Raw genomic sequence first — 21,708 nt, forward strand, 5'->3', positions numbered from 1 at the left:
GTGGCGACGCGACCTGAAGACGCGTCCGGGGCCGGGGACGTGCGGAACCTCAGCCGTCAGCCCTGCTTGGGGCGGAGTGCCTCTTTGCGGATCTCGGCCTGCAGGGACCGCTCGCGCTCCAGCCACTCCGGGTTCTCCGCCTTCAGCGCCTCGATCTCGGCGGTGGTGAGCGGCCCGGTGATCCCGCCCCTGAGCAGGCCCGCGATGGAGATCCTGAGCTTCGCGGCGATGACCTGCTTGGTGTGCGGGCCGTTGCGGCGCAGGTCGGCGAGCCAGGCGGGAGGCGACGACTGCAGCTCGTTCAGCTCGTCCCGGGAGATGACGCTCGCCTGGAACTCGGCGGGAGTGGCCGAGAGGGGGACACCCAGCTTCTTGGCCGCGGTCGCGGGCTTCATCGTCTGGACGCTCTTCGGCTTGGGCGAGGTCATGGCGTCAAGAATAGTCAGCCGGAACGGGTTCCCCTGACATCGGTACCCTGAGGAAGTGACCGATGGAGAGACCGGCAGGACGTTCCGACTGGCCTACGTGCCCGGGGTGACACCCGCGAAATGGGTCGGCGTCTGGAACGAGCGAACGCCCGGTGTGCCGATCACCCTGATCGCGGTTCCCGCCGCCGAGGCGGTGGGACTCCTGCGGAACGGCGGCGCCGACGCCGGATTCGTCAGGCCGCCCGCCGACCGGGACGGGCTCAGCGTGATCCCCCTCTACGTGGAGACCACGGTGGTCATGGTGCCCAAGGACCACGCGGTGACCGCCGCCGACGAGGTGTTCGTCGCCGACCTCGTCGACGACGAGGTGTTCCATCCCCTGGACGACGTCATCGAATGGGCGACCAGGCCTGGGCTGCCCGCGTTCACCCGTCCGGCCACGACGGCGGAGGCGGTCGAGCTGGTGGCGACCGGCACCGGGCTTGTCCTGGTCCCGCTGTCGCTGGCGCGCCTCCACCACCGCAGGGATCTCACGTACCGGCCGGTGCCGGACGCGCCGCAGTCCCAGGTCGCGCTGGCCTGGCCCACGGACGCGACCACCGACCTGGTGGAGGATTTCATCGGCATCGTCCGCGGCCGGACGGTGAACAGCTCGCGAGGCCGTACCCCCGCCACCCCCGCCGCTCCCGTGAAGAAACCGGCACAGCGGCAGGCCCAGAAACCCGCGCAGAAGGGCTCCGCTCGCCGGGCCGTGCCGACCGACCGCAAGAAGAAGGGCAACCGGCCCCGGTGACTGGCGGACCGGTGCGCCGACGTGGGACCGCGCCCGCCCGGAAAGCGGCGTACGCGGGGGTGGCCATGGCCTTCGACCCTGAGCTCGAGCTCTGACCCGCTGCTGATCACGCCACAGGTTCGGCGAAGCGCTCCGGCCCGGGTCCGCCACCGCCTGCCTGACCACCGTCCGTTTTCAGGGAATGATCACCCCCTACGCCGACCACGAGGCGTTTCGAGCACCATGGCCGAATCACCGAAGTCGGCCACGATCTTGAGCTGACCTCCGAGCGCCGTTACGTGAGCAGCCAGAGTGGCAACTTCGCCGATCACTCCGCTCTCGATCTGTGAGAGGCGAGCCTGTGACGCGCCCATCGCCTGAGCGACATCCTCCTGGCGTAGACCGAGCTTGCGTCTGGCTTCGGCGAGTTGGTAAGCACGCCGGCGAGCTACGAGCCCATCGCGGAACTGGGCGACCTCTTGCTCATCGCCGGGCCGGACAAGCTCAGCACGTAGTTCCTCCCATGTCACCGCCTGATCGCTCATTGATCCCTCTCTCTGAGGTATCGGGCAAAACGCACCTCTGCTGCTTTGATCGCCATGTCATACCAACCACTCCTGGTCGCCGGACTTGTCTCCGGCGACCAGGAGGACAACGCCAGGGGTCGAGAACGAAGAGCAGCCGCACCTCGCTGCGCCCGCTGGATCCGGGTCTCAGCTCCTTGAGGTTGCGGATGGCCGCCCCTTGTAGATGGTGATGGTTCAAGGCATAAGGTCGCTGTCGGTGACCCGACGTCGACCGACGTCCAACCTGTAGCGGGATACCTGGTGCAGGCGGACACGGAGGGTGGCGCAGCGGGTAAGAACCAGGTCACGGTTCTTGGCGTCCTTCAACCATGCCGGAAGCCGGCTGGCCAGGCTTCCGTTGCGGTTAGGTTCCCGCTCACGGATGAAGGCGCGGACATATCGCTCCAGAAAATCCAGATGCTCGGCGTCATAGGCCCACAGCACGTGATTTCTGCATGGCGTCTGCAGCCACAGCTCGAGTCCGGCATAGCACGCCTCGTCTGACCGATTCGCGGGCCACCAGCGCAGGGGGAGGCTGGTCACTGTCCGGCAGCCGGTACATCTCACCAGCATCGGCGATGGTGGTGGCCCACTCGAGCGTGAGCTGCGACGGTGGATGTCACGACCGCAGCTGCCACACCGCCCGCTGGCATAAATCGTGATTCGGCCCGGCCAACCGGCCCCGGGCGCCTCCTTGGCGTATCCACAGGACAGACAGCTCACACGACCGCCACTCACCACAGCGCAGTCCGCACAGCGCGGGCAGCGCACCAAGACCCGGGTCGCACGCAGGTACTGTCGGGGGTCGCCGCGATCGGAGAACCGGCGGGGGCTGCGCTCGTTCATGTCACATACGGTGTCATGACACGTCGCGACAAACGACTCAGTTTGTCTGAGCCTGGTCTTCGCGTTTGCCGTGTTAGGCGGCGATGCGGATGTGCAACCACGACCAGGGCTTCGGCAGCCATCATCCTCTACGGCTGGAGGACTGGGCGGGGGCCTGACCTGGGCCGACATCAGCCCTGAGCTGGGCGTACGGTCTATGGCCGTCCATGGTTGTACAGCCCCGTCCGGAATCGTCGTCACCCAGATAGTCACCCAGCACTCGTGCTCTCTACGCGTTCCGCCATCAGGGATGATCTTGATGTCCCACAGAACACCAACAGCGAGTGAGATTCCCACGCATCAGGTGACCATCGTCCATCGATCAGGCCGCGTGGGGCTCGAACCAGACCGAACCCAGATCGTGACCAGAGGCAAGACGAACATCGGCGTTCAGCGCCGCGGCCAGATGCCGCAGCAGGGCGACCGCCGACGCGGTCCCACCTTCCTCGATGCACTCGATCTCATCCTCGGTCATGCCCGCACGCGCGGCCAACTCCGCCACGGTCAGTCCAAGCGCGCCACACCGGTCGTACAAAGCCCTACCGAAGGCCGACACCTCTCGAATCATGATCCGTTCGGGATCCTCGACCGAGGCTTCAGGCCGCACCCAGCGAGTGTGACGACCAGCCATCACGCCTGCCTCTCATAGATCTCGGCCACCGGCCCATGGTGGTCGCGTTCACAAATTTTCTACGCCCGGACCGCCCTGTCGATCTGCCGCTGATCATGCTGCTTTGTCTTACGGAAAACCGTGAGCAACACGATCTTCCCGTGAGCGATTCTGGATCCACCGACGAAGGCGTCACTCCCTTCATGTAGCACCCTGAGACACAGACGGCTACATTGTTATGTATGAAGACGATTACTCAGCGTGAGTTTCGCAACAACTCCGCAGCCGTCATGGACGCGGTGGAGGCGGGCGAGATCTATCACATCACTCGCAACGGCACCGAGGTCGCCGAGCTGCGACCGTTGCCCCGGCGGCGGCGCCTGACCGCGGAAGAGCTGGTTGCCCGCCACCGCCGGCTACCCCCTGTGAACCACCACCTCATGCGCCAGGAAGCCGACGAGTTCTTCGGCACGGAAGATCGCGTCGGCAGTGACGACGATCCCTGGGAGCGTGACCATGCTTAGTCGCGACGAGTCGGGAGTGCTCGACACCTGCACGTACATCGATCTGGGTCTGATCGATCCAGCACGGTTGCCGACCGTTCCCGAGATCACCGCGATCACTCTCGCCGAGCTTCACCAAGGCATCGCCATGGCCAAAGATGCCGGAACCAGAGCCGCGCGCATGGAAAAGCTGGGAGCGGCCGTCGCCGATTTCGACCCGCTGCCCTTCGACGGTGACGCCGCCGCTCGCTACGGAACCCTGGTAGCCCTCACCATCGCCGCCGATCGCGATCCCCGGCCTCGCCGGATGGATCTGATGATCGCAGCAGTGGCCTCCGCCCGAGGCCTACCGCTCTACACGCGAAACGAAGCCGACTTCAAGGGGCTGGAAAGCCTTTTGACCACGGTACCCGTCTGACAAGTCCGCACAGGGGGTCACGTCCAGCGGACGCGTTCGGCACAGCGGGAACTCCGAGCGGGGGCGCGACCAGGGCCGATACCGGTCCTGGCCTGGGCGTACGGCCCACGACCTTCCACCGTTGGCCCCCGTCCGGGGTCGTTGTCACCCAGTTGGTCACTCACGTATGTCGTCTTCCTCAGCGAGGTCACTCTCGACCTCAAAGGAAGCAAAGAACGGAAGTTGCCGCTCGGCCGACCGCGTCGACAGACTCGGCTCCGGAACCAAGTGAGACTCCGTCTCTGACAGCCGACCTGCTGGGTGATGTACTTCCCCGCGCCTCGCTCTCACAGGTGCGGGTTTAGGCTGGCACACCTCCACGAGCAGGGCTGATCCAACCGATCACCCTGCGTCGGGCATTGGGCTACCGTGATGTCCATGAAGCGCGTCCGACAGTATCAAGCCGCCTCCATCTCGGTGCTCGCAGGCTGGCTGGCCGATCATCCCAACGAGGAGACACGCTGGGCGCCTGATCGCCGAATTCCTGGAGGAGTACCGGCGCGAGCCATCTGTGGTCCGGCTCGACCTGTTGTCCCTGGAGCCCTCCAGCGTGGGTGATGTTCACTGGGACGTCTTCCTTGCCGCGCTCGCCGAGTATCTCGCCGCGAAAGACGGCCATGCCGGCCCCTCCTGGGTCGAATCACGGCGACTCCACCAGTTCTGGTTTCCGTTCAACACTCCGGCAGCCCGTGTCGACGCGTTCGTCCACGCACCGGCTTCCTTCCGCCGTCGTGGAGTCTTCATCCACCCTCAGGAGCTAGAGGTCACATGAACGACGTCCCTCTCCTCGATCGAGGGCTGCGATCGAGGACGCGTTCCGGCGACTCGGTGATCGCCTCGTCCGCCGAGGGGTCATTGTCGATCTCTACATCTTCGGTGGGGCGGCTATGGCATTGGCCTACGACGCCCGCCGGTCCACCCGTGACATCGACGCCGTCTTCGAACCGCACGGGATTGTCCTTGACGAGGCACGCGCGGTCGCATCAGAACTCGGGCTGCCGTCGTGGTGGCTCAATGAGCAGGCCAGTGCTTACGTTGCTCCGGGTGGAGACAGTTCGGCCCGGCGCGTCTTCGATCATCCTGGGCTACGTGTATCCGCAGCATCACCGGAACATCTACTCGCGATGAAGGTCCTGGCTGCCCGCCGAAGGGATATCAGCGACATCCAGGCTCTTGTCGAGCGCCTCGCCCTTGGCTCGACCGACGAGATCCTCGCCCTGTGTGCGGAGGTCTTCCCCGATGAACCCGTCCCTGATCGGGCTCGTCTCATGCTGGAAGACCTGTTCGACGAAGGCTGAACACGCTGGGTTTGATCCAAATTGACGGGCATCTGGGATCAAGGGTTCGTCTCGAAATGATGTCCGGAAACCGTCTGCTACAAGCAGGACCACCCGATGCTCACGCATGGCGCGGAGGCGATGGACGGAATCTTCCGAAGTAGTCACTCACGCCCCGTTCCGAAGATCGGATACGGGGCGTTTTGGCTGGTGGGCACTACTGGGTTCGAACCAGTGACATCTCGCTTGTAAGGCGAGCGCTCTACCGCTGAGCTAAGCGCCCCGGGGATCCCGCCGGATAGACGGGACAACCTTACGCCACCGGAGGGGATTCCGGCACATCGACCGACCACGTATCGCCCGCATCGGTGACACCGGCGGCGTACCAGCCGAGGAGGGCGGCGCCGAGCATGCCCGCGGACATCCCGAGGGCGGCCCGGCGCAGCGGCGGGGCTTCCCGGAAGGCGAGACGGGCACCGAGCCGTTCGGCCAGGGGGACGGTCAGGAGCGGGCCCGCCTCGGCGAGGCCGCCGCCGAGGACGATGGCCGAGGGGTCCAGCAGCAGCGTGTAGGTGGCCAGGGCCAGCGAGAGGGCCTCGACCGCGTCGCCCCAGATCTCGGTGGCGAGCGGGTCCCCCGCCGCGGTCAGGGCCGCGACCCTCTCTGCGGTGACGGGCCCCTGGCCCGCGGCCGTGACGCTCCCCGGTAGGGGCGGGTAGACGGGTGAGGTGCCCAGCCGGGCGGAGTAGCGGCGGGCCACGGCCGAGGCGGAGGCGTAGGTCTCCAGGCAGCCGATCTGGCCGCACGCGCACCGCTCCCCCTCCGGCAGGACCGGGATGTGGCCGATCTCTCCGGCCCAGCCCGCGCTTCCGGCGTACGGCTCGCCGCGCAGGATCGTGGTGCCCGCGATGCCGGTGCCGATCGGCAGGAACAGGAAGTCCGACAGCTCCCGGCCGGCGCCCAGGACGCTCTCGGCCAGGCCGCCGGTGCGCACGTCGTGGCCGAGCCGCACGGGGACGTCCAGCGGGACGAGGTCGGTGGCGGGGACGTCGCGCCAGCCGATGTTGGCGGAGTAGACGGCCGTCTCGGCGGTGACCAGGCCGGGAACCGCGAGTCCCACCCCGGCGGGAGGGCCGTCGCCGGAGGCGGCGAGGTCGGAGATGAAGGAGCGGATCTCCGCGATGACGGCGTCCGGGCCCCGGTCGCGCGGGGTGGCCCGGCGTCCGGTACGGACGATCTCTCCGGAGCGGGTGACGAGGCCGCCCTTCATCGACGTCCCACCGACGTCCAGGGCAACGACGAAGGAGCTCATGCACCCATCCAGCGGGTCGAAGGGGCGGGATCGAGCCCGACCCTAGCGCACCCCCGACGAGCCGCCACGGGCCGGATGTCCTTTTCCCTGTTCCACCGGGACCGTCGCCCACAGGGCGAGATGGCCCCGGTCCGGCCGGTCGGCGACAGGCCGCGACCGCTCAGGGGACGCGGCGCAGGACCCGGGCCAGGGCGGCCTCGACCTCGTCGGCCAGGCCCGGGGCGCAGGAGGCGACCGGCCGGCCGCCGCCGCGGGCGAGCCGTACCGCGCCGCAGGAGCGGCACTCGACCTCGCCGAGGCGGCAGATCAGCGCGGCCGAGCCGCACGAGGAGCACGTGTCGAGATCGACGTCGTGGGTGCGCCGGCAGTCCGGGCAGATGAGCACCTGTGTCTCGTCGCGTACCCCGCGCGTCCATGGGCTGGCGCCGCGTACGGGGTCGGTCTGCCTGGCCCCGCAGGAGAAGCAGGGCATGATCGCCTCCGAGAGGTCGGACCGGCGGCGCCTCGCGGGCGGCCACCGGATCACCGCTTAGGGAAGTTCGGCGAGCACCTTGAGGTACTCGGTGACGTCGCGAGCCTGCGGGATCGGGTTCACGACACGCCAGCGGACCACGCCCTCGCCGTCGATGACGAAGGTCCCGCGCTTCGCGAAGCCGTTCTCCTCGTCGAAGACACCGTATGCCCGGGCGGCCTGTCCATGTGGCCAGAAATCGGAGAGAAGCCGGAAGGTGTAGCCCTGCCGGTCCGCCCAGGCGCGCTGGGCGAAGATCGAGTCGACCGAGACGGTGGCCACCGTGACGTCGCCGGGCAGGGCGGGCAGGAACTCGTCCCTGAGGGCGTCGAGCTCGCTGCCGCAGACGCCGCTGAACGCGAGGGGGTAGAAGATCAGCACGATCCTTCCGCCCCGGTGGGCGGAGAGCCTGAACGGGGTGCCGTGCTGGTCGCGCAGCTCGAGGTCCGGAGCCTGGGCGCCCACCTCGATCACCATGGCGGGTCCTCTCTCGGACGTCGGCGGGATGACGGCACGCGTCATCATCCTGCCGTACGGCTCGCGCGAGCCGTACGGCAGGGCGGACCCTTAGCGGCGCGCCTTGGGCGTCGCCAGACGCGTCCCCGACCAATCGGGGGCGGCACTGATGCTGCTGGTCTGCGAGAGACCCGCAGTGGTGGCGTCTTCCCCGATGTCGCTCGGCTCCACGTGCCCGTCCCGGCCGGCCTTGGGAGTGAGCAGCCAGATCTGGCCTCCGTCGGTGAGGTTGGTCACCACGCTGCTCAGGGCGTCGAAAAGATCACCGTCACCGTCGCGCCACCAGAGCAGCACGACGTCGACGACGTCCTCGAAGTCTTCGTCGACCAGCTCGTTGCCGGTCAGCTCCTCGATGGAGTCGCGCAGATCGTCGTCGGCGTCCTCATCCCATCCGACCTCCTGCACCACCTGACCCGGCTTGAGGCCGAGCCGTTCGGCCAGGCCGCGTTCGCCTTGCGCCTGACCCGCGGTCGCGCTCACGTTTGTCCCTCCTGCTTGGATGGCCCCGCATTCACACGGTGCTCAGAGTGCTTCGGCACAGTCCACACGCTGTGACCCTCAGTCGTCAACGGTCGCCACGGCAACGACTGGGCTACGTATGAATCAGTCCGACAAAAATGACAAACGGACCTGGCGTTCCGGGTTGTCGACGTTGAGGTCCACCACCGCGATGGACTGCCAGGTTCCCAGCGCGAGCCGTCCCGACAGCACGGGGACGGTGGCGTACGGCGGAATGAGGGCCGGCATGACATGCGACCGTCCATGCCCCCTGGATCCGTGCGCATGCCTGTATCTGTCGTCGGCCGGGAGCAGGACCCCCAGGGCCGCGAGCAGATCGTCGTCGCTGCCGGAGCCCAGCTCCAGCACGGCGACGCCGGCGGTCGCGTGGGGCACGAAGACGTTCAGCAGCCCGTCGCCCCCACATGACCGGACGAAGCTCTCGCACTCGGAGGTGATGTCGTGCACCCGTTCCCGGGAACCCGTTACCACCTCGATCGTCTGAGATCTCACATACCGATCCTACGATCCATCCTGAGCTGCGGTGACGGCCGAGGTCCGCCACGGCCGCGCCGGGCCGCCCCGTCCGGCGCGTGCCTGCCCGGACGGATCGCCCCACACGGGGACGTACCACCCCGCTCCCGCCCCCTGCCCACCCCGGAAAGCGGCCCGGGCGGGCATCACGGACGTAGGTCGTTCGTTACATATATAAGGAAGGAACGAGACCGTGGACCGGCCCCGGCGAAGGCCGCCGGAGGGTCACGGGAGGCGGGAGGGCAGGTGGCCCGCGGCGCCGTACGGGCCGCCGGGACCGTCCCGCCGGGCCCGGCGCGGGAAGATCGGGCGGGGCCGGACGGATTCCCGGGAGATGAACCTGTAAAAAAGGGGGAACCACCATGTAACCTTTGGTGGCAATTCGTCCTACCATCGGTGGTCTAGGCCACTTTCCTACCTCTGCCAGCAGTGATCTCCTGGTTACCGGGAAGTAGAGATGCACTTTCCGGGGTAAGCGACCAGGATGGAAGACGACCCACACCAGACAAAAGTCCATCCTCGGAAGGCGAGACCCAGTGGCTTCCGGACGCCAGCGTTTCTCGATCATCAGTGACGGCCTACCCAGCCAGCTTCCTGATGTCGATCCCAGTGAGACCCAGGAGTGGCTCGAGTCGCTCGACAACGTCATCAAGACGGAAGGCCGCACTCGCGCCCGTTATCTGATGCTCCGGCTGCTGGAACGGGCCCGTGAGCACCAGGTCGGCGTGCCCGGCCTGCGCAGCACCGACTACATCAACACCATCCCGCCGGAGCGCGAGCCCTGGTTCCCCGGGGACGAGTACGTCGAGCGCCGGATCCGCGCCTACACGCGCTGGAACGCGGCCGTCATGGTGACCCGGGCCAACGCCCGCACCAACGTGGGCGGCCACATCGCCACCTACGCCTCGGCGGCCTCGCTCTACGAGGTGGGCTTCAACCACTTCTTCCGCGGCAAGGACCACGGCGAGTCCGGGGACCAGGTCTTCTTCCAGGGGCACGCGGCGCCGGGCATCTACGCCCGCGCCTTCCTGGAGGGCCGGCTCAACGAGGGTCAGCTCGACGCCTTCCGCCAGGAGCTCTCGCACGGGTTCAAGGGCCTGCCCTCCTACCCGCACCCGCGCCTGATGCCCGACTTCTGGGAGTTCCCCACGGTCTCCATGGGCCTCGGCCCGATCGGGGCGATCTACCAGGCCCGGTTCAACCGCTACCTGCTGAACCGGAAGATCAAGGACACCAGCCGCAGCCACGTCTGGTGCTACCTCGGCGACGGCGAGATGGACGAGCCCGAGTCGCTCGGCGCGATCGGCGTGGCCGCCCGCGAGGAGCTCGACAACCTCACCTTCGTGATCAACTGCAACCTGCAGCGCCTGGACGGGCCGGTGCGGGGCAACGGGAAGATCATCCAGGAGCTGGAGTCGTACTTCCGGGGCGCCGGCTGGAACGTCATCAAGGTCGTCTGGGGCCGCGACTGGGACCCGCTGCTGGCGGCCGACGTCGACGGCGTGCTGGTCAACAAGATGAACACGGTCCCCGACGGGCAGTTCCAGACCTACTCCGTCGAGGACGGCGCGTACATCCGGGAGAACTTCTTCGGCGACGACCCGCGCCTGCGCAAGATGGTCGAGCACCTGTCCGACGAGGAGATCCGCAAGCTCTCGCGCGGCGGTCACGACTACCGCAAGGTGTACGCGGCCTACAAGGCGGCCCGCGAGCACGTCGGCCAGCCGACGGTCATCCTCGCCCAGACCATCAAGGGCTGGACGCTGGGCAAGGACTTCGAGGCGCGCAACGCGACGCACCAGATGAAGAAGATGTCCAAGGCCGACCTGAAGGAGTTCCGCGACCGGCTCTACCTGCCGATCCCCGACTCCGCGCTCGAGGCCGACCTGCCGCCCTACTTCCACCCGGGCGAGAACGACCCCGAGATCCAGTACATGAAGGAGCGCCGCGCCGCGCTGGGCGGCTTCCTGCCCAAGCGGGTGGTACGCGCCAAGCCGGTCACGCTGCCCGGCGACTCCGCGTACGCGCAGCTGAAGAAGGGCTCGGGCAAGCAGAACGTCGCCACCACGATGGCGTTCGTCCGCCTGCTCAAGGACCTCATGCGGGACAAGGAGATCGGCCACCGGTTCGTGCCGATCATCCCGGACGAGGCGCGCACCTTCGGCCTCGACGCGATCTTCCCGACGGCGAAGATCTACTCGCCGCACGGGCAGACCTACGACGCGGTCGACCGCGAGCTGCTGCTGTCGTACAAGGAGTCGACCGAGGGTCAGATCCTGCACGAGGGCATCAGCGAGGCCGGGTCGATGGCCTCGGCGATCGCGGTGGGCTCGTCGTACGCCACGCACGGCGAGCAGATGATCCCGATCTACATCTTCTACTCGATGTTCGGCTGGCAGCGCACCGGCGACCAGATGTGGCAGCTGGCCGACCAGATGGGCCGGGGCTTCCTGCTCGGTGCCACAGCCGGCCGTACCACGCTGAACGGGGAGGGCCTGCAGCACGAGGACGGCCACACCCCGCTGATCGCCTCGACGAACCCGGCGGCGGTCTCCTACGACCCCTCCTGGGGCTTCGAGGTGGCCCACATCGTCAAGGACGGCCTGCGGAGGATGTACGGCGAGGAGCCGGAGAACGTCTTCTACTACATGACCGTCTACAACGAGCCCTACCCGCAGCCCGCCGAGCCCGAGGGCCTGGACGTGCAGGGGCTGCTCAAGGGGCTCTACCGGTTCGCCGCGGCCCCGTCCGTGTCCGGTTCGGCGCCCAAGGCCAACATCCTGGCCTCCGGCGTGGCCGGGCCGTGGGCCATGGAGGCCCAGCGGATGCTGGCCGAGGACTGGGGCGTGGCGGCCGAGGTGTGGTCGGCCACCTCCTGGACGGAGCTGCGCCGCGACGCGCTCGCCGCCGAGGAGCACAACCTGCTCAACCCCGACGCCGAGAAGCGGGTGCCGTACGTCACCCAGGCTCTCTCGGCGGCCCAGGGGCCGTTCGTGGGCGTCAGCGACTACATGCGGGCGGTCCAGGACCAGATCGCCCAGTGGGTGCCCGGTGACTGGAGCTCGCTCGGCACCGACGGGTTCGGCCTGTCCGACACCCGGTCGGCGCTGCGCCGCCACTTCCACGTGGACGCCGCGTCGATCACGCTGGCCGTGCTCACCCAGCTCGTCGGGCGCGGCGAGCTCGACCCGGAGGTGCTGGGCGACGCCATCGCCATGTACCACCTGAAGAACGGCGTGACCGAGGCCGGGGGCGCCGAGAGCAACGACACCCAGTCCATGGGAGTGTGATCCTGTCCGGGCGGGTTCTCCTTTTCCAGGGGGGCCCGTCCGGTTAGGGTGGAATCGCTTCCCCCGGCAGACGACTCCAGGGGAGCTGTTCCATGGCAAGAATCCTCAGGGCGGCCGTGACGATCGCCGTCCTGTCCACCGCGCTCGCCGCCTGCAGCGGTGAGGGGGGCGGGAACCGCGCGGCCCCGGCCGGTTCGGGACCGGCCGTCGGCCCGGCCTCGTCCAGCCCCTCGGCGGCGCCCGCCACCCCCGTGCCCGCGGGCGCGATCACCTGGGGACCGTGCACCGACGTCAAGCGGCCCGGCGAGCAGATCCCGGCCAAGCCCGACCCCGGCCAGCAGTGCGGCAGGCTCAGGGTCCCGCTCGACTACGCCGCCCCGGCCGGTGAGGCCATCGACATCGCCGTCATCCGGATCAAGGCCCAGGGGCCGGGGGCACGGATCGGCTCGCTGGTGTTCAACTTCGGCGGCCCCGGCGCCTCGGGTGTCGACACCCTGGCCCAGGCCGCCAAGGCCTTCACCGACCTGAACAAGCGCTACGACCTGGTCAGCTTCGACCCGCGCGGGGTGGACCGCAGCTCCGGCGTCAGGTGCGGCGACAGGGCGGTGATGGACGAGTACACCTCGATGGACACGCTGCCCGCCACCGCCGCCGAGCGGGCCGAGATCCAGCGGGTCACCGGGAGGTTCACGGCGGCCTGCGGGCGGACCTCGGGCCGGCTGCTCCCGCACGTCGGGACCGTGAACGCCGCCGCCGACATGGACCGCCTCCGAGCGGCCCTGGGCGAGCAGAGACTGCACTACTTCGGCATCTCCTACGGGACGCAGCTCGGCGCGGTGTACGCGACCAGGTTCCCGCGCAACGTGGGCCGGTTCGTGCTGGACGCCCCGCTGGACCCGCGGGTGTCCATGGCCGAACGCTCCAGGGTCCAGACCCAGGGGTTCCAGCACGCCTACGAGTCCTTCCTCAAGGACTGCGTGAAGCGGGCCGGCGAGTGCGAGATCGGCGCCGACGTGACCGTCGCCGGCAAGAACGTCACCGCGCTGATGGACGAGCTGAACGACAGGCCCCTCAAGGTCGGCGGCCGGCAGCTGACGCAGGGGCTGGCGGGCGTCGGCATCGCCGCGGCGCTGTACTCGGAGCTGACCTGGCCGCTGCTGGACCAGGCGCTGGGCGAGGCGATCAAGGGCGACGGGCGGATCCTGCTGGCGATGGCCGACAGCTACAACGGCCGCCTCCCGGACGGGAACTACACCACCCTGATGAGCAGTTTCCCGGCGATCAGCTGCGTGGACACCGCCGAACGGCCGAACCCGGGCCAGCTGGCCGCGATCGAGGCCGAGACGATGAAGATCTCCCCGCTCTTCGGCGGCGCCGGCATGGGGCTGATCTGCTCGATGTGGCCGGTCCCCGGCAGTGACGCGGCCAGGCGGGTCGACGCCTCGGGCTCGGCGCCGATCCTGGTGATCGGCGGCACCGGCGACCCCGCCACCCCGTACGAGTGGGCGCCCAAGCTCACGGCCGAGCTGCGCACCGGCGTGCTGGTGACCTACAAGGGCGAGGGGCACGGCGCCTACCTGTCGGGCGACTCGTGCGTCAAGAAGGTGACCGAGGACTACCTGATCGGCGGGAAGGTCCCGGCGAAGGGCGTCACCTGCGTCGGTTCGTGAGCCCCGGCCGTCCCCCGCGGGGCGGCGAGCGGTGCCGCGGGGGACGTGCCCTCGCGCGCGTCCCGGCCGCGGGACCGGAGAGCTCCGGGATCCGCGCACGTCCCGGCCGCGGGACCGGTGAGGCCGTGAAGGTCCGCGCACGTCCCGATCGCGGGGCCGCAGGGTTCCCGGTGCCTAGCAGGTCTCCAGGCGGGGCCGCGCGGTCTCGAAGCGGAACCCGACCCTGCCCAGGTGTTTCCTGAGCAGGCGCTCCATGCTCTCGTCCGCGTACATGGCGGTGATCACCTCGTTGATCCTGCGACAGGCCACCGGGTCGCCGCGCCTCATCGCCACGCCGTACCGCTCGGTGGTGAGCCTGAGCCCGGCGATCTGGAGCCTGATGCCGTGGAGGCGGCTCCCGAACCCGGCGATCAGCAGGTCGTCCCCGGTCATGGCGTCGGCGCTGCCGTCGGCCACCTGGGACGCGCACTGCACGGGGTCGTCCGCCCGGACGTCGACGAAGGCGACGCCCCGTTCGCGGATCAACGATCCGGTGGTCTGGCCCCGCGTCAGGCAGATCCTCCTGCCCCGCAGCTCCCCCAGCCTGTCGATCTTCGAGCTGGCCCGGACCAGCACGTCGCGGTGGGCGATGTAGTACGGCCCGGCGAAGGCGACCCGCTCGCGGTCGGCGTTCTCGATCGAGAAGTTGGAGATCACGAGATCGACCCTGCCCTTCTCGATCGCGTCCTCCCTGGGCATGGAACCCAGGCGCACCAGCCTCAGGCCGCCGGCCGGCACGCCCAGGCCCGTGGCCACGCGCTCGGCCACGTCGATCTCGAAGCCCCGGGGCGGGTCGCCCAGCGAGATCCCGGGCAGGCCGTCGCGGTAGCCCACCCGGAGCGTGCGGGTGGTCCTGATCCGGTCGAGCAGGCGCGAGGGGGCGGTGGTCCGGGTGGCCCGTACCGAGGTCTGCGGCGGGGGTGTCTGCGCCAGGGTCCGGGTGGGCACGGCCTCGGCGGTGAGCAGGCCGGACCGGGCGGCCAGGAAGGCGCCCGCCACCCCGAGGACCGCCAGGCCCCCGGCGACGGCGGTGATCGCGGTACGGCGTCGTCGTGTCCTCGCCGTGCCCGCCGTGCCGGCCGTGCCCGTCCGTTCCCCGGGTCCCGTCAGGTCGACGGTGGCGTTCTGCGCCCCCTCGGCCAGCTCCTCCTCCGACGCCTCCCCCTCGCCGGGCGGGTGGCCGAGCAGGCGCCGCAGCAGGGCGTCGGAGGTGGGCCGCAGGCGCTGCTCCTTGTTCAGGCAGGCCGCGACGATCTCGCGCAGCCCTTCGGGCACGCCGCTCAGGTCGGCCTCGTGGTTGATGACCCGGTTGAGGGTCGCCACGATCGTCTCGCTTCCGAAGGGTGCCTTGCCGGTGGCGGTGAAGACGATGGTCGAGCCCCAGGCGAACACGTCGGCGGGGAAGCCCACCCGCTCTCCGGCGATCTGCTCGGGCGCCATGTAGGCGGGGGTGCCGACCGCGCGGGTGGTGATCGTGCCGCTCTCGTCGATGATCTTCGCGATGCCGAAGTCGACGACCCTGGGGCCGTCACCGGCGAGCAGGACGTTGTCGGGCTTGAAGTCGCGGTGCGCGATGCCGGCGTGGTGGATCGCGGCCAGCGCGGTGGCGGTGCCGACGGCCAGCCGTTCGAGCGCCTCCCCCGACAGCGGCCCGTCGCGCTCGACGACCTCGCGCAGCGAGGGGCCCTCGATCAGCTCGCTGGCGATGTAGGGGGTCTCGCCGTCGAGGTCGGCGTCGAGCACCCTGGCGGTGCAGAAGGGCGCCACCCTGCGGGCCGCCGCCAGCTCCCGGGCGAAACGGGAGCGCGCGTGCTCCTGCCCGGTGAAGCGCACGTGCAGCAGCTTGACGGCGGCACGCTCGCCCCCGTCGGACTCCCCCAGGTAGACGACCCCCTGCCCGCCCTCCCCCAGCCTGCCCTTGAGCGAGTACTCCCCCAGCCGCGGCGGATCCCCCGGCCGCAACGGTCTAATCTCCGGCACCGCGGACCCCTCGTTCAGCGCGCTTTGCCAGAACATTACACATCCGGCCGGTCGTCCCGGACCGGCGTCGGCGTGCGGGGGCGGGCGCCGGGGCCCGGCGGGAGCGGGGGATCAGCGCACGGCCGCCGTGGCGAGCCCGGCGGTGCGGGCGAGGTGGGCGGCGGAGCGGGAGACGAGATCCAGGGCTCCGGGCAGGCCGGGGTGCAGCAGGCGGCCGGCGCGCTTCACGACGCGGCCCGCGACGATCACGGTGTCCACGTCGCCGGGGCCCGCTGCGGTCACCACCGCGCCGATCGGGTCGTGGACCGGCGAAAGGCTCAGGGAGCCGGTCCGCAGGATCACCAGGTCGGCCTGCGCGCCCGGCCGCAGCGACCCGATCCGGTCCGCCATGCCGAGGGCCTCTGCGCCGCCGAGCGTGGCCATCCTCAGCATGTCGGCGGCGGACGGCGAGCCGCCGCGCAGGCGTTCGACGGCGAACGCGGCCCGCATCACGGTGAACATGTCGCCCGGCGCGTCGGTCACGGTGTCGACGCCCAGCCCGACCGGGACGCCGGCGTCGCGGAACCTGCCGGACTCCGGGTATCCGTGTCCCATCTGCGCCTCCACGACCGGGGTGACCGAGGCGGTGGCGCCGCTGCCGGCCAGGAGTCCCATCGCCTCGTCGGAGAAGCCGTTGCCGTGCACGACCATGACGTCGGGCCCGAGCAGGGCCTCGGCGTGCAGCCGCTCGACCGCGCCGGTCCCGGTCGCGTGCAGGCTGATCGGCAGGCCCAGCTCGCGGGCCAGCCGCCAGTCGGCCCGCGCGGCGCCGACGGAGCCGTAGACCGGTCCCCACGCGGCCAGGGCGGGGGTGATCAGGTCCGTTCCGGCGGTGAGCGCGGCGACCCGGCGTACCTCGTCCTCGCGGCGCGCGCCGTCGGCGGGCGCGGGGTGGGCGTAGCCGAACACGGCACGGATCCCGGCCTCGCGCAGGGCGTCGAGGGCGGCGTCGGTGTGGGCCGGGGTGAGCTGGACGTGCGACCAGTCGTACAGCGTGGTGACGCCCGCGTCGAGCGCCTCCAGGGCGCCCCACAGGTTCGCCGCGTGGACGTCCTCGGGGCGGAACGCGGGGGCGAGCCTGCCCAGCACGAGGTCGAGATAGCCGCCGAGGGTGACGTCGGCCGCGACCGAGCGCAGCGCGCTCTGCCACACGTGCCGGTGGGTGTCGACGAAACCGGGCAGCAGGATCCCACCGGCCGCGTCGATCACCTCGGCGGCCCCGGCGGCCCCGGCCCCGGCGCCGAGGCCGCGCCCGACCGCGGCGATCACCCCCTCCTCCACCAGCACGTCGGCCCCCTCCAGGACGCGCGGCCGCGGATCGGTGTCGATCACGGTCGCGCCGGTGACGATCATTCGCACGACAATCTCTCCGTTCAGAAAGCAACCTAAAAAGCTTTTAGGAAAGCTATCAACACGAGGAGGTACCCTCAACCCCATGGGCGCACGGGAGGCGGCGCGGCGTGACCGCGTCGACGAGATGATGGACGGCTGGCGGGCGGAGCTGCCCGAGGCCGCCACCGTGCAGCTGGAGATCGTCAAGCGCGCCGGCCGGCTGAAGTCCCTGGTCGAGGAGGTCACCCAGGCCGTGCTCGGCGGGTACGGCCTGACGTACGCCGAGTTCGACGTGCTGGCCACGCTGCGCCGGGCCGGGGCACCCTACCGGCTGAAGCCCAGCAGGCTCGCCTCGCGCTCCTCCCTCACCACCGGGGGGACGAGCAACATCCTGCAGCGGCTCACCGCGGCCGGGCTGGTCGAGCGCGAGCCCGACCCCGACGACGGCCGGAGCTCGTGGGTGCGGCTGACGTCCCAGGGGGTACGACGCGCCGAGGAGCTGGCCCTGGCCACCGGCGAGGCGCACGCCGACCTGCTGGCCGGGGTTCCGGACGAGACCGCGCGGGCCCTGGCCGACCTGCTGCGCGAGGTGCTCCTCGCCCTCGGGGACCGGCCCGGCCCCGCCCGCCGCGCCTGACCGGGCCGCCCGCCGCGCGGCACGCGGCCGGGACCGCACGACGCGCGGCCACCCGTGTCCCGCGCCGTCACGGAGGAGGGCCCGCACGACGCGCGACCGCCGTGCCGCGCGCCGTCACAGGGGATACGTACCATCAAAGATGGATAGCGCTGTTGAACAGACAAAACACCATCGGTAGCCTATGGCGACACATCTCATTGGAGCTCGATGTCCGGACCACCGAAACACCCCTTGGCGGCAGGAGGCAATCCTCCGCCCAGACCACCCGCCAAGTCCTCCAAGGGCATGGCCTCCAAGGTGGTCACCCTGACCGGGATCGGCGTCGTCTCACTGCTGCTGATCGGCTACTGCTCGGCGCAGAACGACTACGAGGAGGTCGGCGCCGAGTGCGTCGACATGAACAGCCGCCTGCCCGACGGCACGTACGCGGTCGTGGACGAGGACTACTGCGACGACGACCGCACCTACTACGGGTCGCGGGGCGCCTACGGCTGGTACTACGGCGGCGTCAGGAGCGGCGTGCGCATCCGGCAGGGCACCACCGTCCGCCCGGCGGACGTCAGGATCACCTCCCCCAAGGGCACCGTGATCCAGCGCGGCGGCTTCGGCGGCCGTAGCTCGGGCGGGAGCTGAGTCCGCGCGGTGAGCGGCAGATGAGACGCGAGACCTCGCTCCCCCGCGACGGCTGGGAGAGCATCATCGAGAGCCAGGGCCTGGCCTACCATCGCTCGGCCCACCCCGAGGGCCTGGACCGTCCCTACTGGGACGAGTCCGTCCAGTACGTCTTCTCCATGGACGAGGTCCTGGACCTGGAGAACCAGGTCGAGGAACTGCACCGGATGTGCCTGCACGCCGTGGAGCACGTCGTCGCCAAGGGCCGCTACGCCGACTTCGCGCTCCCGGAGTGGGTGGGGCCGGAGATCGCGGCCTCCTGGGAGCGCAACGACCCGCACCTGTTCGGCCGGTTCGACCTGCGCTACGACGGGACCGGCCCGGCCAAACTGCTGGAGTACAACGCCGACACCCCCACCAGCCTGCTGGAGAGCTCGGTCGTGCAGTGGTTCTGGCTGCGCGACCGCTACCCCGACGACGACCAGTGGAACTCCGTCCACGAGCGTCTCATCGCCCGGTGGCAGCAGATCGCGGCCGGCCTGCCCACCGGGCCCGCGCACTTCGCCTGGACCAACATGGACACCTCGGGCGAGGAGGCGATGACGCTGGCCTACCTCCAGGAGACCGCCGACCAGGCCGGGCTGGCCACCGTCGCGGTCGCCATGGAGGACATCGGCTGGGACGGCCTCAACCTGCGCTTCGTCGACATGGAGCGCAGGGTGATCCGCACCCTGTGCAAGCTGTACCCGTGGGAGTGGGCGATCGCCGACCCGTTCGGCATGCAGGCGGTGCGCCAGCAGGTCTCGATGACCTGGATCGAGCCGCTGTGGAAGATGCTGCTGTCGAACAAGGCGCTGCTCGCGGTGCTCTGGGAGCTGTACCCGGGGCACCCGAACCTGCTGCCCGCCTACCTCGACGGTCCCCGCGGCATGTCCTCGTACATCTCCAAGCCGTTGCTGGGCCGGGAGGGCGCGAACATGCGGATCGTCACCCCCGCCGAACACCTGGAGACCCAGGGCGGCTACGGCGCCGAGGGTCACGTCCACCAGGAGTTCCAGGCGCTTCCCGTCTTCGACGGGTGGCGTCCGGTACTCGGCGCCTGGGTCGTCCATGATGAGGCCGCAGGTCTCGGCATCCGCGAGACCTCGGGGTTCATCACCGACGACACGTCGTCATTCGTCCCGCACCGCATCGAGCTCTGAGTTCCGAAAAGAGATAACGACACATGAGTCCCACTGTCGCGCTGGTCCTGACGTCCCCGTCCCCCGCGGGCGGCGAGACGTTCTCGCTCCTGGAGAACCTCGGGCGCGGCGCGCTCGCGATCGCCGCCTACGCCGTCCTGGGGGTGATCCTGCTGATCATCGGTTTCTACGTGATCGACCTGGCCATCCCGGGCAAGCTGAGCCACCTGATCAAGGAGGCCCGCAACCCCAACGCCACCCTGCTCACCAGCTCGGGGCTGGCCGCGGTGGGGCTGATCGTGGCGGCCTCCATCTGGTCCTCCGGCGGGGCCCTGCACGAGGGCCTGCTCGCCACCGCGGTCTTCGGCCTGCTCGGCATCGCGATGCAGACGATCGGGATGATCGTCTTCGACAAGGTCGTGGGCATCTCCGTACGGCAGCTGGTCTCCGAGCCGGAGCTGCAGCCCGGCGCCCGCCTGCTGGCGGTCACCCACCTGGCCATCGGGCTGATCACCGCCGTCGCGGTCGTCTGAGCCCGGCGCCCCGGGCCCGGCCCGCGCCGTTCCCGCCGCGCGCGGGGGCGGCGGCCGGCCTCCGGGGAGCGGGACGGCGCAGCGGCCTACAACGGGGAGGGCCGCGCGTTGTCCGGGACCACGGCCGACGCATCCCGCTCGACCTGGCACCCTTGGTGACGTGAGGGAGCGGAGCAGGCAGGCGGCGGAGCGGATGGCACGGCGGGCGGCGGGACACGGTGACGCCGCGGCCGCGGAGAGCGGGAGGGATCCCGAGTCCGACCGGGTCCGGCAGGACACCACGCGGCGGCTGGAGCGGGCCATGGGCACGCTGGGCACGGCCGCCATGTCCCGGATGGACGACCGGCTCATGTGGTTCCGCGCCCTGTCGGCCGAGGACCGCTCCTGGGTCGGGCTGGTCGCCCAGGCCGGGATCGCCGCGTTCGTGGAGTGGTTCCAGCACGCCGGCGAGGGCCGCCCCACCCCCAGCATCGAGTTCTTCGGCACCGCGCCCCGGGAGCTGAAGCGGTCCATCTCGCTGCAGCAGACCGTCGACATCGTGCGGATCGTGGTCGAGGTGGTCGAGGCGCAGTCCGGGGAGCTGGCCGCGCCCGGCGGGGAGGACCAGCTCCAGCAGGCGATGCTCCGCTACACCCGCGACGTCGCGTTCGCCGCCGCGCAGGTGTACGCCAGGGAGGCCGAGGCGCGGGGGGCCTGGGACGCCCGGCTGGAGGCCCTGATCGTGGACGCCCTGGTCAGGGGGGAGGTCGACGACGGCCTGCACTCCTGGGCCGCGGCGCTCGGCTGGACCTCCGCGCCCGTCGTGGTGCTGGCGGGCCAGACGCCCGGCGACGACCCGCAGGCGGTGATCGACGCGCTGCGCGAGCGGGGCCGCAGGTCGGGGCTGGACATGCTGGCCGGCGTGCAGGGCGACCGGCTGATCGTGATCGTCGGCGGGGCGGACAGCGTCGCCGCGGCGGCCAGGCACGTGGTGCCGCGCTTCGGCCCCGGCCCGATCGTGATCGGCCCCGAGGTGGCCGACCTGCACTCGGCCGCCAGGTCGGCGCGGGCCGCGATGGCCGGGCTGCGGGCCGCGGCCGGGTGGCCGGACGCCCCCCGGCCGGTGCACGCCGAGGACCTGCTGGCCGAGCGGGCCATCGACGGCGACGGCGACGCCAGGGCGCAGCTGATCGAGAACGTCTACCTGCCGCTGATCGGCACGCCGCTGCTGGACACCCTGGCCACCTACCTGGAGCAGGGCACGTCCCTGGAGGCGACGGCCCGGCTGCTGTTCGTCCATCCGAACACGGTGCGCTACCGTCTGCGTAAGATCACTGAATTGACCGGGTACCAGCCGACCGAGGGTCGTTCCGCCTTCACCCTCCAGGTCGGGCTGATCCTTGGACGGCTGTCCGAAACGACCGTGATCTAGTGGTGTGTAGTTAATCTTTAAGAAAGTCCCGTTGTAGATCCCCTACAAAAATGTAGGGACAAACTTCGTCCGGATCCCCATCCGGGTAGTGGACTCCTACAGGGCAGGCTGGATT

General features: G+C 70.1%; 23 protein-coding genes and 1 tRNA gene. 12 read left to right on the forward strand and 12 right to left on the reverse strand.

Annotated elements, in window-relative coordinates:
• Window positions 1-56: 56 nt before the first annotated feature.
• Window positions 57-428, reverse strand: coding sequence for a DUF5997 family protein (locus ACIBCT_RS09730; RefSeq protein ID WP_399186978.1), 372 nt, complete (start codon window positions 426-428; stop codon window positions 57-59).
• A 55-nt stretch (window positions 429-483) separates the two neighbouring features.
• On the opposite strand from ACIBCT_RS09730, the gene ACIBCT_RS09735 reads away from it, so the two are divergent.
• On the forward strand, window positions 484-1,221 hold the full coding sequence (locus ACIBCT_RS09735) for a LysR family substrate-binding domain-containing protein (protein ID WP_399186979.1): 738 nt from the start codon (window positions 484-486) through the stop codon (window positions 1,219-1,221).
• A 185-nt stretch (window positions 1,222-1,406) separates the two neighbouring features.
• Here ACIBCT_RS09735 and ACIBCT_RS09740 read toward each other — a convergent pair whose 3' ends face one another.
• From ACIBCT_RS09740 to ACIBCT_RS09750, 3 genes are all read right to left on the reverse strand, one after another.
• Window positions 1,407-1,745 (reverse strand): helix-turn-helix domain-containing protein, encoded by a 339-nt coding sequence (locus ACIBCT_RS09740; protein ID WP_399186980.1) that lies wholly within the window; start codon window positions 1,743-1,745, stop codon window positions 1,407-1,409.
• A 216-nt stretch (window positions 1,746-1,961) separates the two neighbouring features.
• Window positions 1,962-2,210, reverse strand: coding sequence for a hypothetical protein (locus tag ACIBCT_RS09745; RefSeq protein ID WP_399186981.1), 249 nt, complete (start codon window positions 2,208-2,210; stop codon window positions 1,962-1,964).
• A 763-nt stretch (window positions 2,211-2,973) separates the two neighbouring features.
• Window positions 2,974-3,258, reverse strand: a complete 285-nt coding sequence (locus tag ACIBCT_RS09750; protein ID WP_399186982.1) for a helix-turn-helix domain-containing protein — start codon at window positions 3,256-3,258, stop codon at window positions 2,974-2,976.
• A gap of 245 nt (window positions 3,259-3,503) precedes the next feature.
• Here ACIBCT_RS09750 and ACIBCT_RS09755 point away from each other — a divergent pair, with 245 nt between their 5' ends.
• The 4 genes from ACIBCT_RS09755 (at window position 3,504) to ACIBCT_RS09770 (ending at window position 5,519) form a co-directional block, all read left to right on the forward strand.
• Window positions 3,504-3,785 (forward strand): type II toxin-antitoxin system Phd/YefM family antitoxin, encoded by a 282-nt coding sequence (locus tag ACIBCT_RS09755; protein ID WP_399186983.1) that lies wholly within the window; start codon window positions 3,504-3,506, stop codon window positions 3,783-3,785.
• Entirely contained in the window at window positions 3,778-4,182 is a 405-nt protein-coding gene (locus ACIBCT_RS09760) for a type II toxin-antitoxin system VapC family toxin (protein WP_399186984.1), read from the forward strand. Before ACIBCT_RS09755 ends, ACIBCT_RS09760 begins: the two co-directional genes overlap by 8 nt.
• Before the next feature lie 589 nt (window positions 4,183-4,771).
• Window positions 4,772-4,993, forward strand: coding sequence for a hypothetical protein (locus ACIBCT_RS09765; protein ID WP_399186985.1), 222 nt, complete (start codon window positions 4,772-4,774; stop codon window positions 4,991-4,993).
• Window positions 4,994-5,075: 82 nt separating this feature from the next.
• Window positions 5,076-5,519, forward strand: coding sequence for a DUF6036 family nucleotidyltransferase (locus ACIBCT_RS09770; protein ID WP_399187166.1), 444 nt, complete (start codon window positions 5,076-5,078; stop codon window positions 5,517-5,519).
• Between the two features lie 187 nt (window positions 5,520-5,706).
• On the opposite strand, the gene ACIBCT_RS09775 is transcribed toward ACIBCT_RS09770, so the two are convergent.
• The 6 genes from ACIBCT_RS09775 to ACIBCT_RS09800 all read right to left on the reverse strand — a co-directional run bounded on the left by ACIBCT_RS09775 (window position 5,707) and on the right by ACIBCT_RS09800 (window position 8,848).
• Window positions 5,707-5,781 (reverse strand) — tRNA-Val (locus ACIBCT_RS09775).
• Between the two features lie 30 nt (window positions 5,782-5,811).
• A complete protein-coding gene (locus ACIBCT_RS09780; RefSeq protein WP_399186986.1) occupies window positions 5,812-6,810 on the reverse strand; it encodes an ROK family protein in 999 nt (332 codons plus the stop codon).
• Between the two features lie 160 nt (window positions 6,811-6,970).
• Window positions 6,971-7,282 carry a hypothetical protein gene (locus ACIBCT_RS09785; RefSeq protein WP_399186987.1) on the reverse strand — a complete coding sequence of 104 codons (312 nt, stop codon included), beginning with the start codon at window positions 7,280-7,282 and terminating at the stop codon, window positions 6,971-6,973.
• Between the two features lie 57 nt (window positions 7,283-7,339).
• The gene (locus ACIBCT_RS09790) at window positions 7,340-7,798 is read right to left on the reverse strand and encodes a peroxiredoxin (protein WP_399186988.1); all 459 of its coding nucleotides are present in this window, start codon (window positions 7,796-7,798) and stop codon (window positions 7,340-7,342) included.
• Between the two features lie 90 nt (window positions 7,799-7,888).
• The gene (locus tag ACIBCT_RS09795; RefSeq protein ID WP_344896091.1) at window positions 7,889-8,317 is read right to left on the reverse strand and encodes a DUF3052 domain-containing protein; all 429 of its coding nucleotides are present in this window, start codon (window positions 8,315-8,317) and stop codon (window positions 7,889-7,891) included.
• Window positions 8,318-8,440: 123 nt separating this feature from the next.
• Complete coding sequence (locus ACIBCT_RS09800; protein ID WP_344896094.1) at window positions 8,441-8,848, reverse strand: secondary thiamine-phosphate synthase enzyme YjbQ; 408 nt, start codon at window positions 8,846-8,848, stop codon at window positions 8,441-8,443.
• Between the two features lie 557 nt (window positions 8,849-9,405).
• Here ACIBCT_RS09800 and aceE point away from each other — a divergent pair.
• Together aceE and ACIBCT_RS09810 are read left to right on the forward strand one after the other, a co-directional pair.
• On the forward strand, window positions 9,406-12,159 hold the full coding sequence (gene aceE, locus ACIBCT_RS09805; RefSeq protein WP_399186989.1) for a pyruvate dehydrogenase (acetyl-transferring), homodimeric type: 2,754 nt from the start codon (window positions 9,406-9,408) through the stop codon (window positions 12,157-12,159).
• Window positions 12,160-12,251: 92 nt separating this feature from the next.
• The gene (locus ACIBCT_RS09810; protein WP_399186990.1) at window positions 12,252-13,829 is read left to right on the forward strand and encodes an alpha/beta hydrolase; all 1,578 of its coding nucleotides are present in this window, start codon (window positions 12,252-12,254) and stop codon (window positions 13,827-13,829) included.
• Between the two features lie 174 nt (window positions 13,830-14,003).
• On the opposite strand, the gene ACIBCT_RS09815 is transcribed toward ACIBCT_RS09810, so the two are convergent.
• Window positions 14,004-15,884 carry a serine/threonine-protein kinase gene (locus tag ACIBCT_RS09815; RefSeq protein ID WP_399186991.1) on the reverse strand — a complete coding sequence of 627 codons (1,881 nt, stop codon included), beginning with the start codon at window positions 15,882-15,884 and terminating at the stop codon, window positions 14,004-14,006.
• A 75-nt stretch (window positions 15,885-15,959) separates the two neighbouring features.
• The gene (locus ACIBCT_RS09820; protein ID WP_399187167.1) at window positions 15,960-17,240 is read right to left on the reverse strand and encodes an amidohydrolase family protein; all 1,281 of its coding nucleotides are present in this window, start codon (window positions 17,238-17,240) and stop codon (window positions 15,960-15,962) included.
• A gap of 82 nt (window positions 17,241-17,322) precedes the next feature.
• Here ACIBCT_RS09820 and ACIBCT_RS09825 point away from each other — a divergent pair, with 82 nt between their 5' ends.
• The 5 genes from ACIBCT_RS09825 to ACIBCT_RS09845 all read left to right on the forward strand — a co-directional run bounded on the left by ACIBCT_RS09825 (window position 17,323) and on the right by ACIBCT_RS09845 (window position 21,593).
• Complete coding sequence (locus ACIBCT_RS09825; RefSeq protein ID WP_399186992.1) at window positions 17,323-17,856, forward strand: MarR family winged helix-turn-helix transcriptional regulator; 534 nt, start codon at window positions 17,323-17,325, stop codon at window positions 17,854-17,856.
• Window positions 17,857-18,141: 285 nt separating this feature from the next.
• On the forward strand, window positions 18,142-18,489 hold the full coding sequence (locus tag ACIBCT_RS09830) for a hypothetical protein (protein ID WP_399186993.1): 348 nt from the start codon (window positions 18,142-18,144) through the stop codon (window positions 18,487-18,489).
• Between the two features lie 20 nt (window positions 18,490-18,509).
• Window positions 18,510-19,670: a glutathionylspermidine synthase family protein gene (locus ACIBCT_RS09835; RefSeq protein WP_399186994.1), complete on the forward strand. Its 1,161-nt coding sequence runs from the start codon at window positions 18,510-18,512 to the stop codon at window positions 19,668-19,670.
• Between the two features lie 23 nt (window positions 19,671-19,693).
• On the forward strand, window positions 19,694-20,182 hold the full coding sequence (locus tag ACIBCT_RS09840; protein ID WP_399186995.1) for a DUF350 domain-containing protein: 489 nt from the start codon (window positions 19,694-19,696) through the stop codon (window positions 20,180-20,182).
• Between the two features lie 193 nt (window positions 20,183-20,375).
• Window positions 20,376-21,593: a PucR family transcriptional regulator gene (locus ACIBCT_RS09845; protein ID WP_399187168.1), complete on the forward strand. Its 1,218-nt coding sequence runs from the start codon at window positions 20,376-20,378 to the stop codon at window positions 21,591-21,593.
• Window positions 21,594-21,708: the final 115 nt, after the last annotated feature.

Origin of the sequence: Streptosporangium sp. NPDC050855 (assembly GCF_044456585.1) — a bacterium.
Taxonomy (GTDB): domain Bacteria; phylum Actinomycetota; class Actinomycetes; order Streptosporangiales; family Streptosporangiaceae; genus Streptosporangium; species Streptosporangium longisporum.

Coding starts and splice junctions, on each gene's coding strand:
- ACIBCT_RS09730 (WP_399186978.1), bottom strand. CDS start 428: ATGACCTCGCCCAAGCCGAAGAGCGTCCAGACGATGAAGCCCGCGACC.
- ACIBCT_RS09740 (WP_399186980.1), bottom strand. CDS start 1,745: ATGAGCGATCAGGCGGTGACATGGGAGGAACTACGTGCTGAGCTTGTC.
- ACIBCT_RS09755 (WP_399186983.1), top strand. CDS start 3,504: ATGAAGACGATTACTCAGCGTGAGTTTCGCAACAACTCCGCAGCCGTC.
- ACIBCT_RS09760 (WP_399186984.1), top strand. CDS start 3,778: ATGCTTAGTCGCGACGAGTCGGGAGTGCTCGACACCTGCACGTACATC.
- ACIBCT_RS09780 (WP_399186986.1), bottom strand. CDS start 6,810: ATGAGCTCCTTCGTCGTTGCCCTGGACGTCGGTGGGACGTCGATGAAG.
- ACIBCT_RS09785 (WP_399186987.1), bottom strand. CDS start 7,282: ATGCCCTGCTTCTCCTGCGGGGCCAGGCAGACCGACCCCGTACGCGGC.
- ACIBCT_RS09790 (WP_399186988.1), bottom strand. CDS start 7,798: ATGGTGATCGAGGTGGGCGCCCAGGCTCCGGACCTCGAGCTGCGCGAC.
- ACIBCT_RS09810 (WP_399186990.1), top strand. CDS start 12,252: ATGGCAAGAATCCTCAGGGCGGCCGTGACGATCGCCGTCCTGTCCACC.
- ACIBCT_RS09815 (WP_399186991.1), bottom strand. CDS start 15,884: ATGTTCTGGCAAAGCGCGCTGAACGAGGGGTCCGCGGTGCCGGAGATT.
- ACIBCT_RS09820 (WP_399187167.1), bottom strand. CDS start 17,240: ATGATCGTCACCGGCGCGACCGTGATCGACACCGATCCGCGGCCGCGC.
- ACIBCT_RS09825 (WP_399186992.1), top strand. CDS start 17,323: ATGGGCGCACGGGAGGCGGCGCGGCGTGACCGCGTCGACGAGATGATG.
- ACIBCT_RS09830 (WP_399186993.1), top strand. CDS start 18,142: ATGGCCTCCAAGGTGGTCACCCTGACCGGGATCGGCGTCGTCTCACTG.
- ACIBCT_RS09835 (WP_399186994.1), top strand. CDS start 18,510: ATGAGACGCGAGACCTCGCTCCCCCGCGACGGCTGGGAGAGCATCATC.
- ACIBCT_RS09840 (WP_399186995.1), top strand. CDS start 19,694: ATGAGTCCCACTGTCGCGCTGGTCCTGACGTCCCCGTCCCCCGCGGGC.
- ACIBCT_RS09845 (WP_399187168.1), top strand. CDS start 20,376: ATGGCACGGCGGGCGGCGGGACACGGTGACGCCGCGGCCGCGGAGAGC.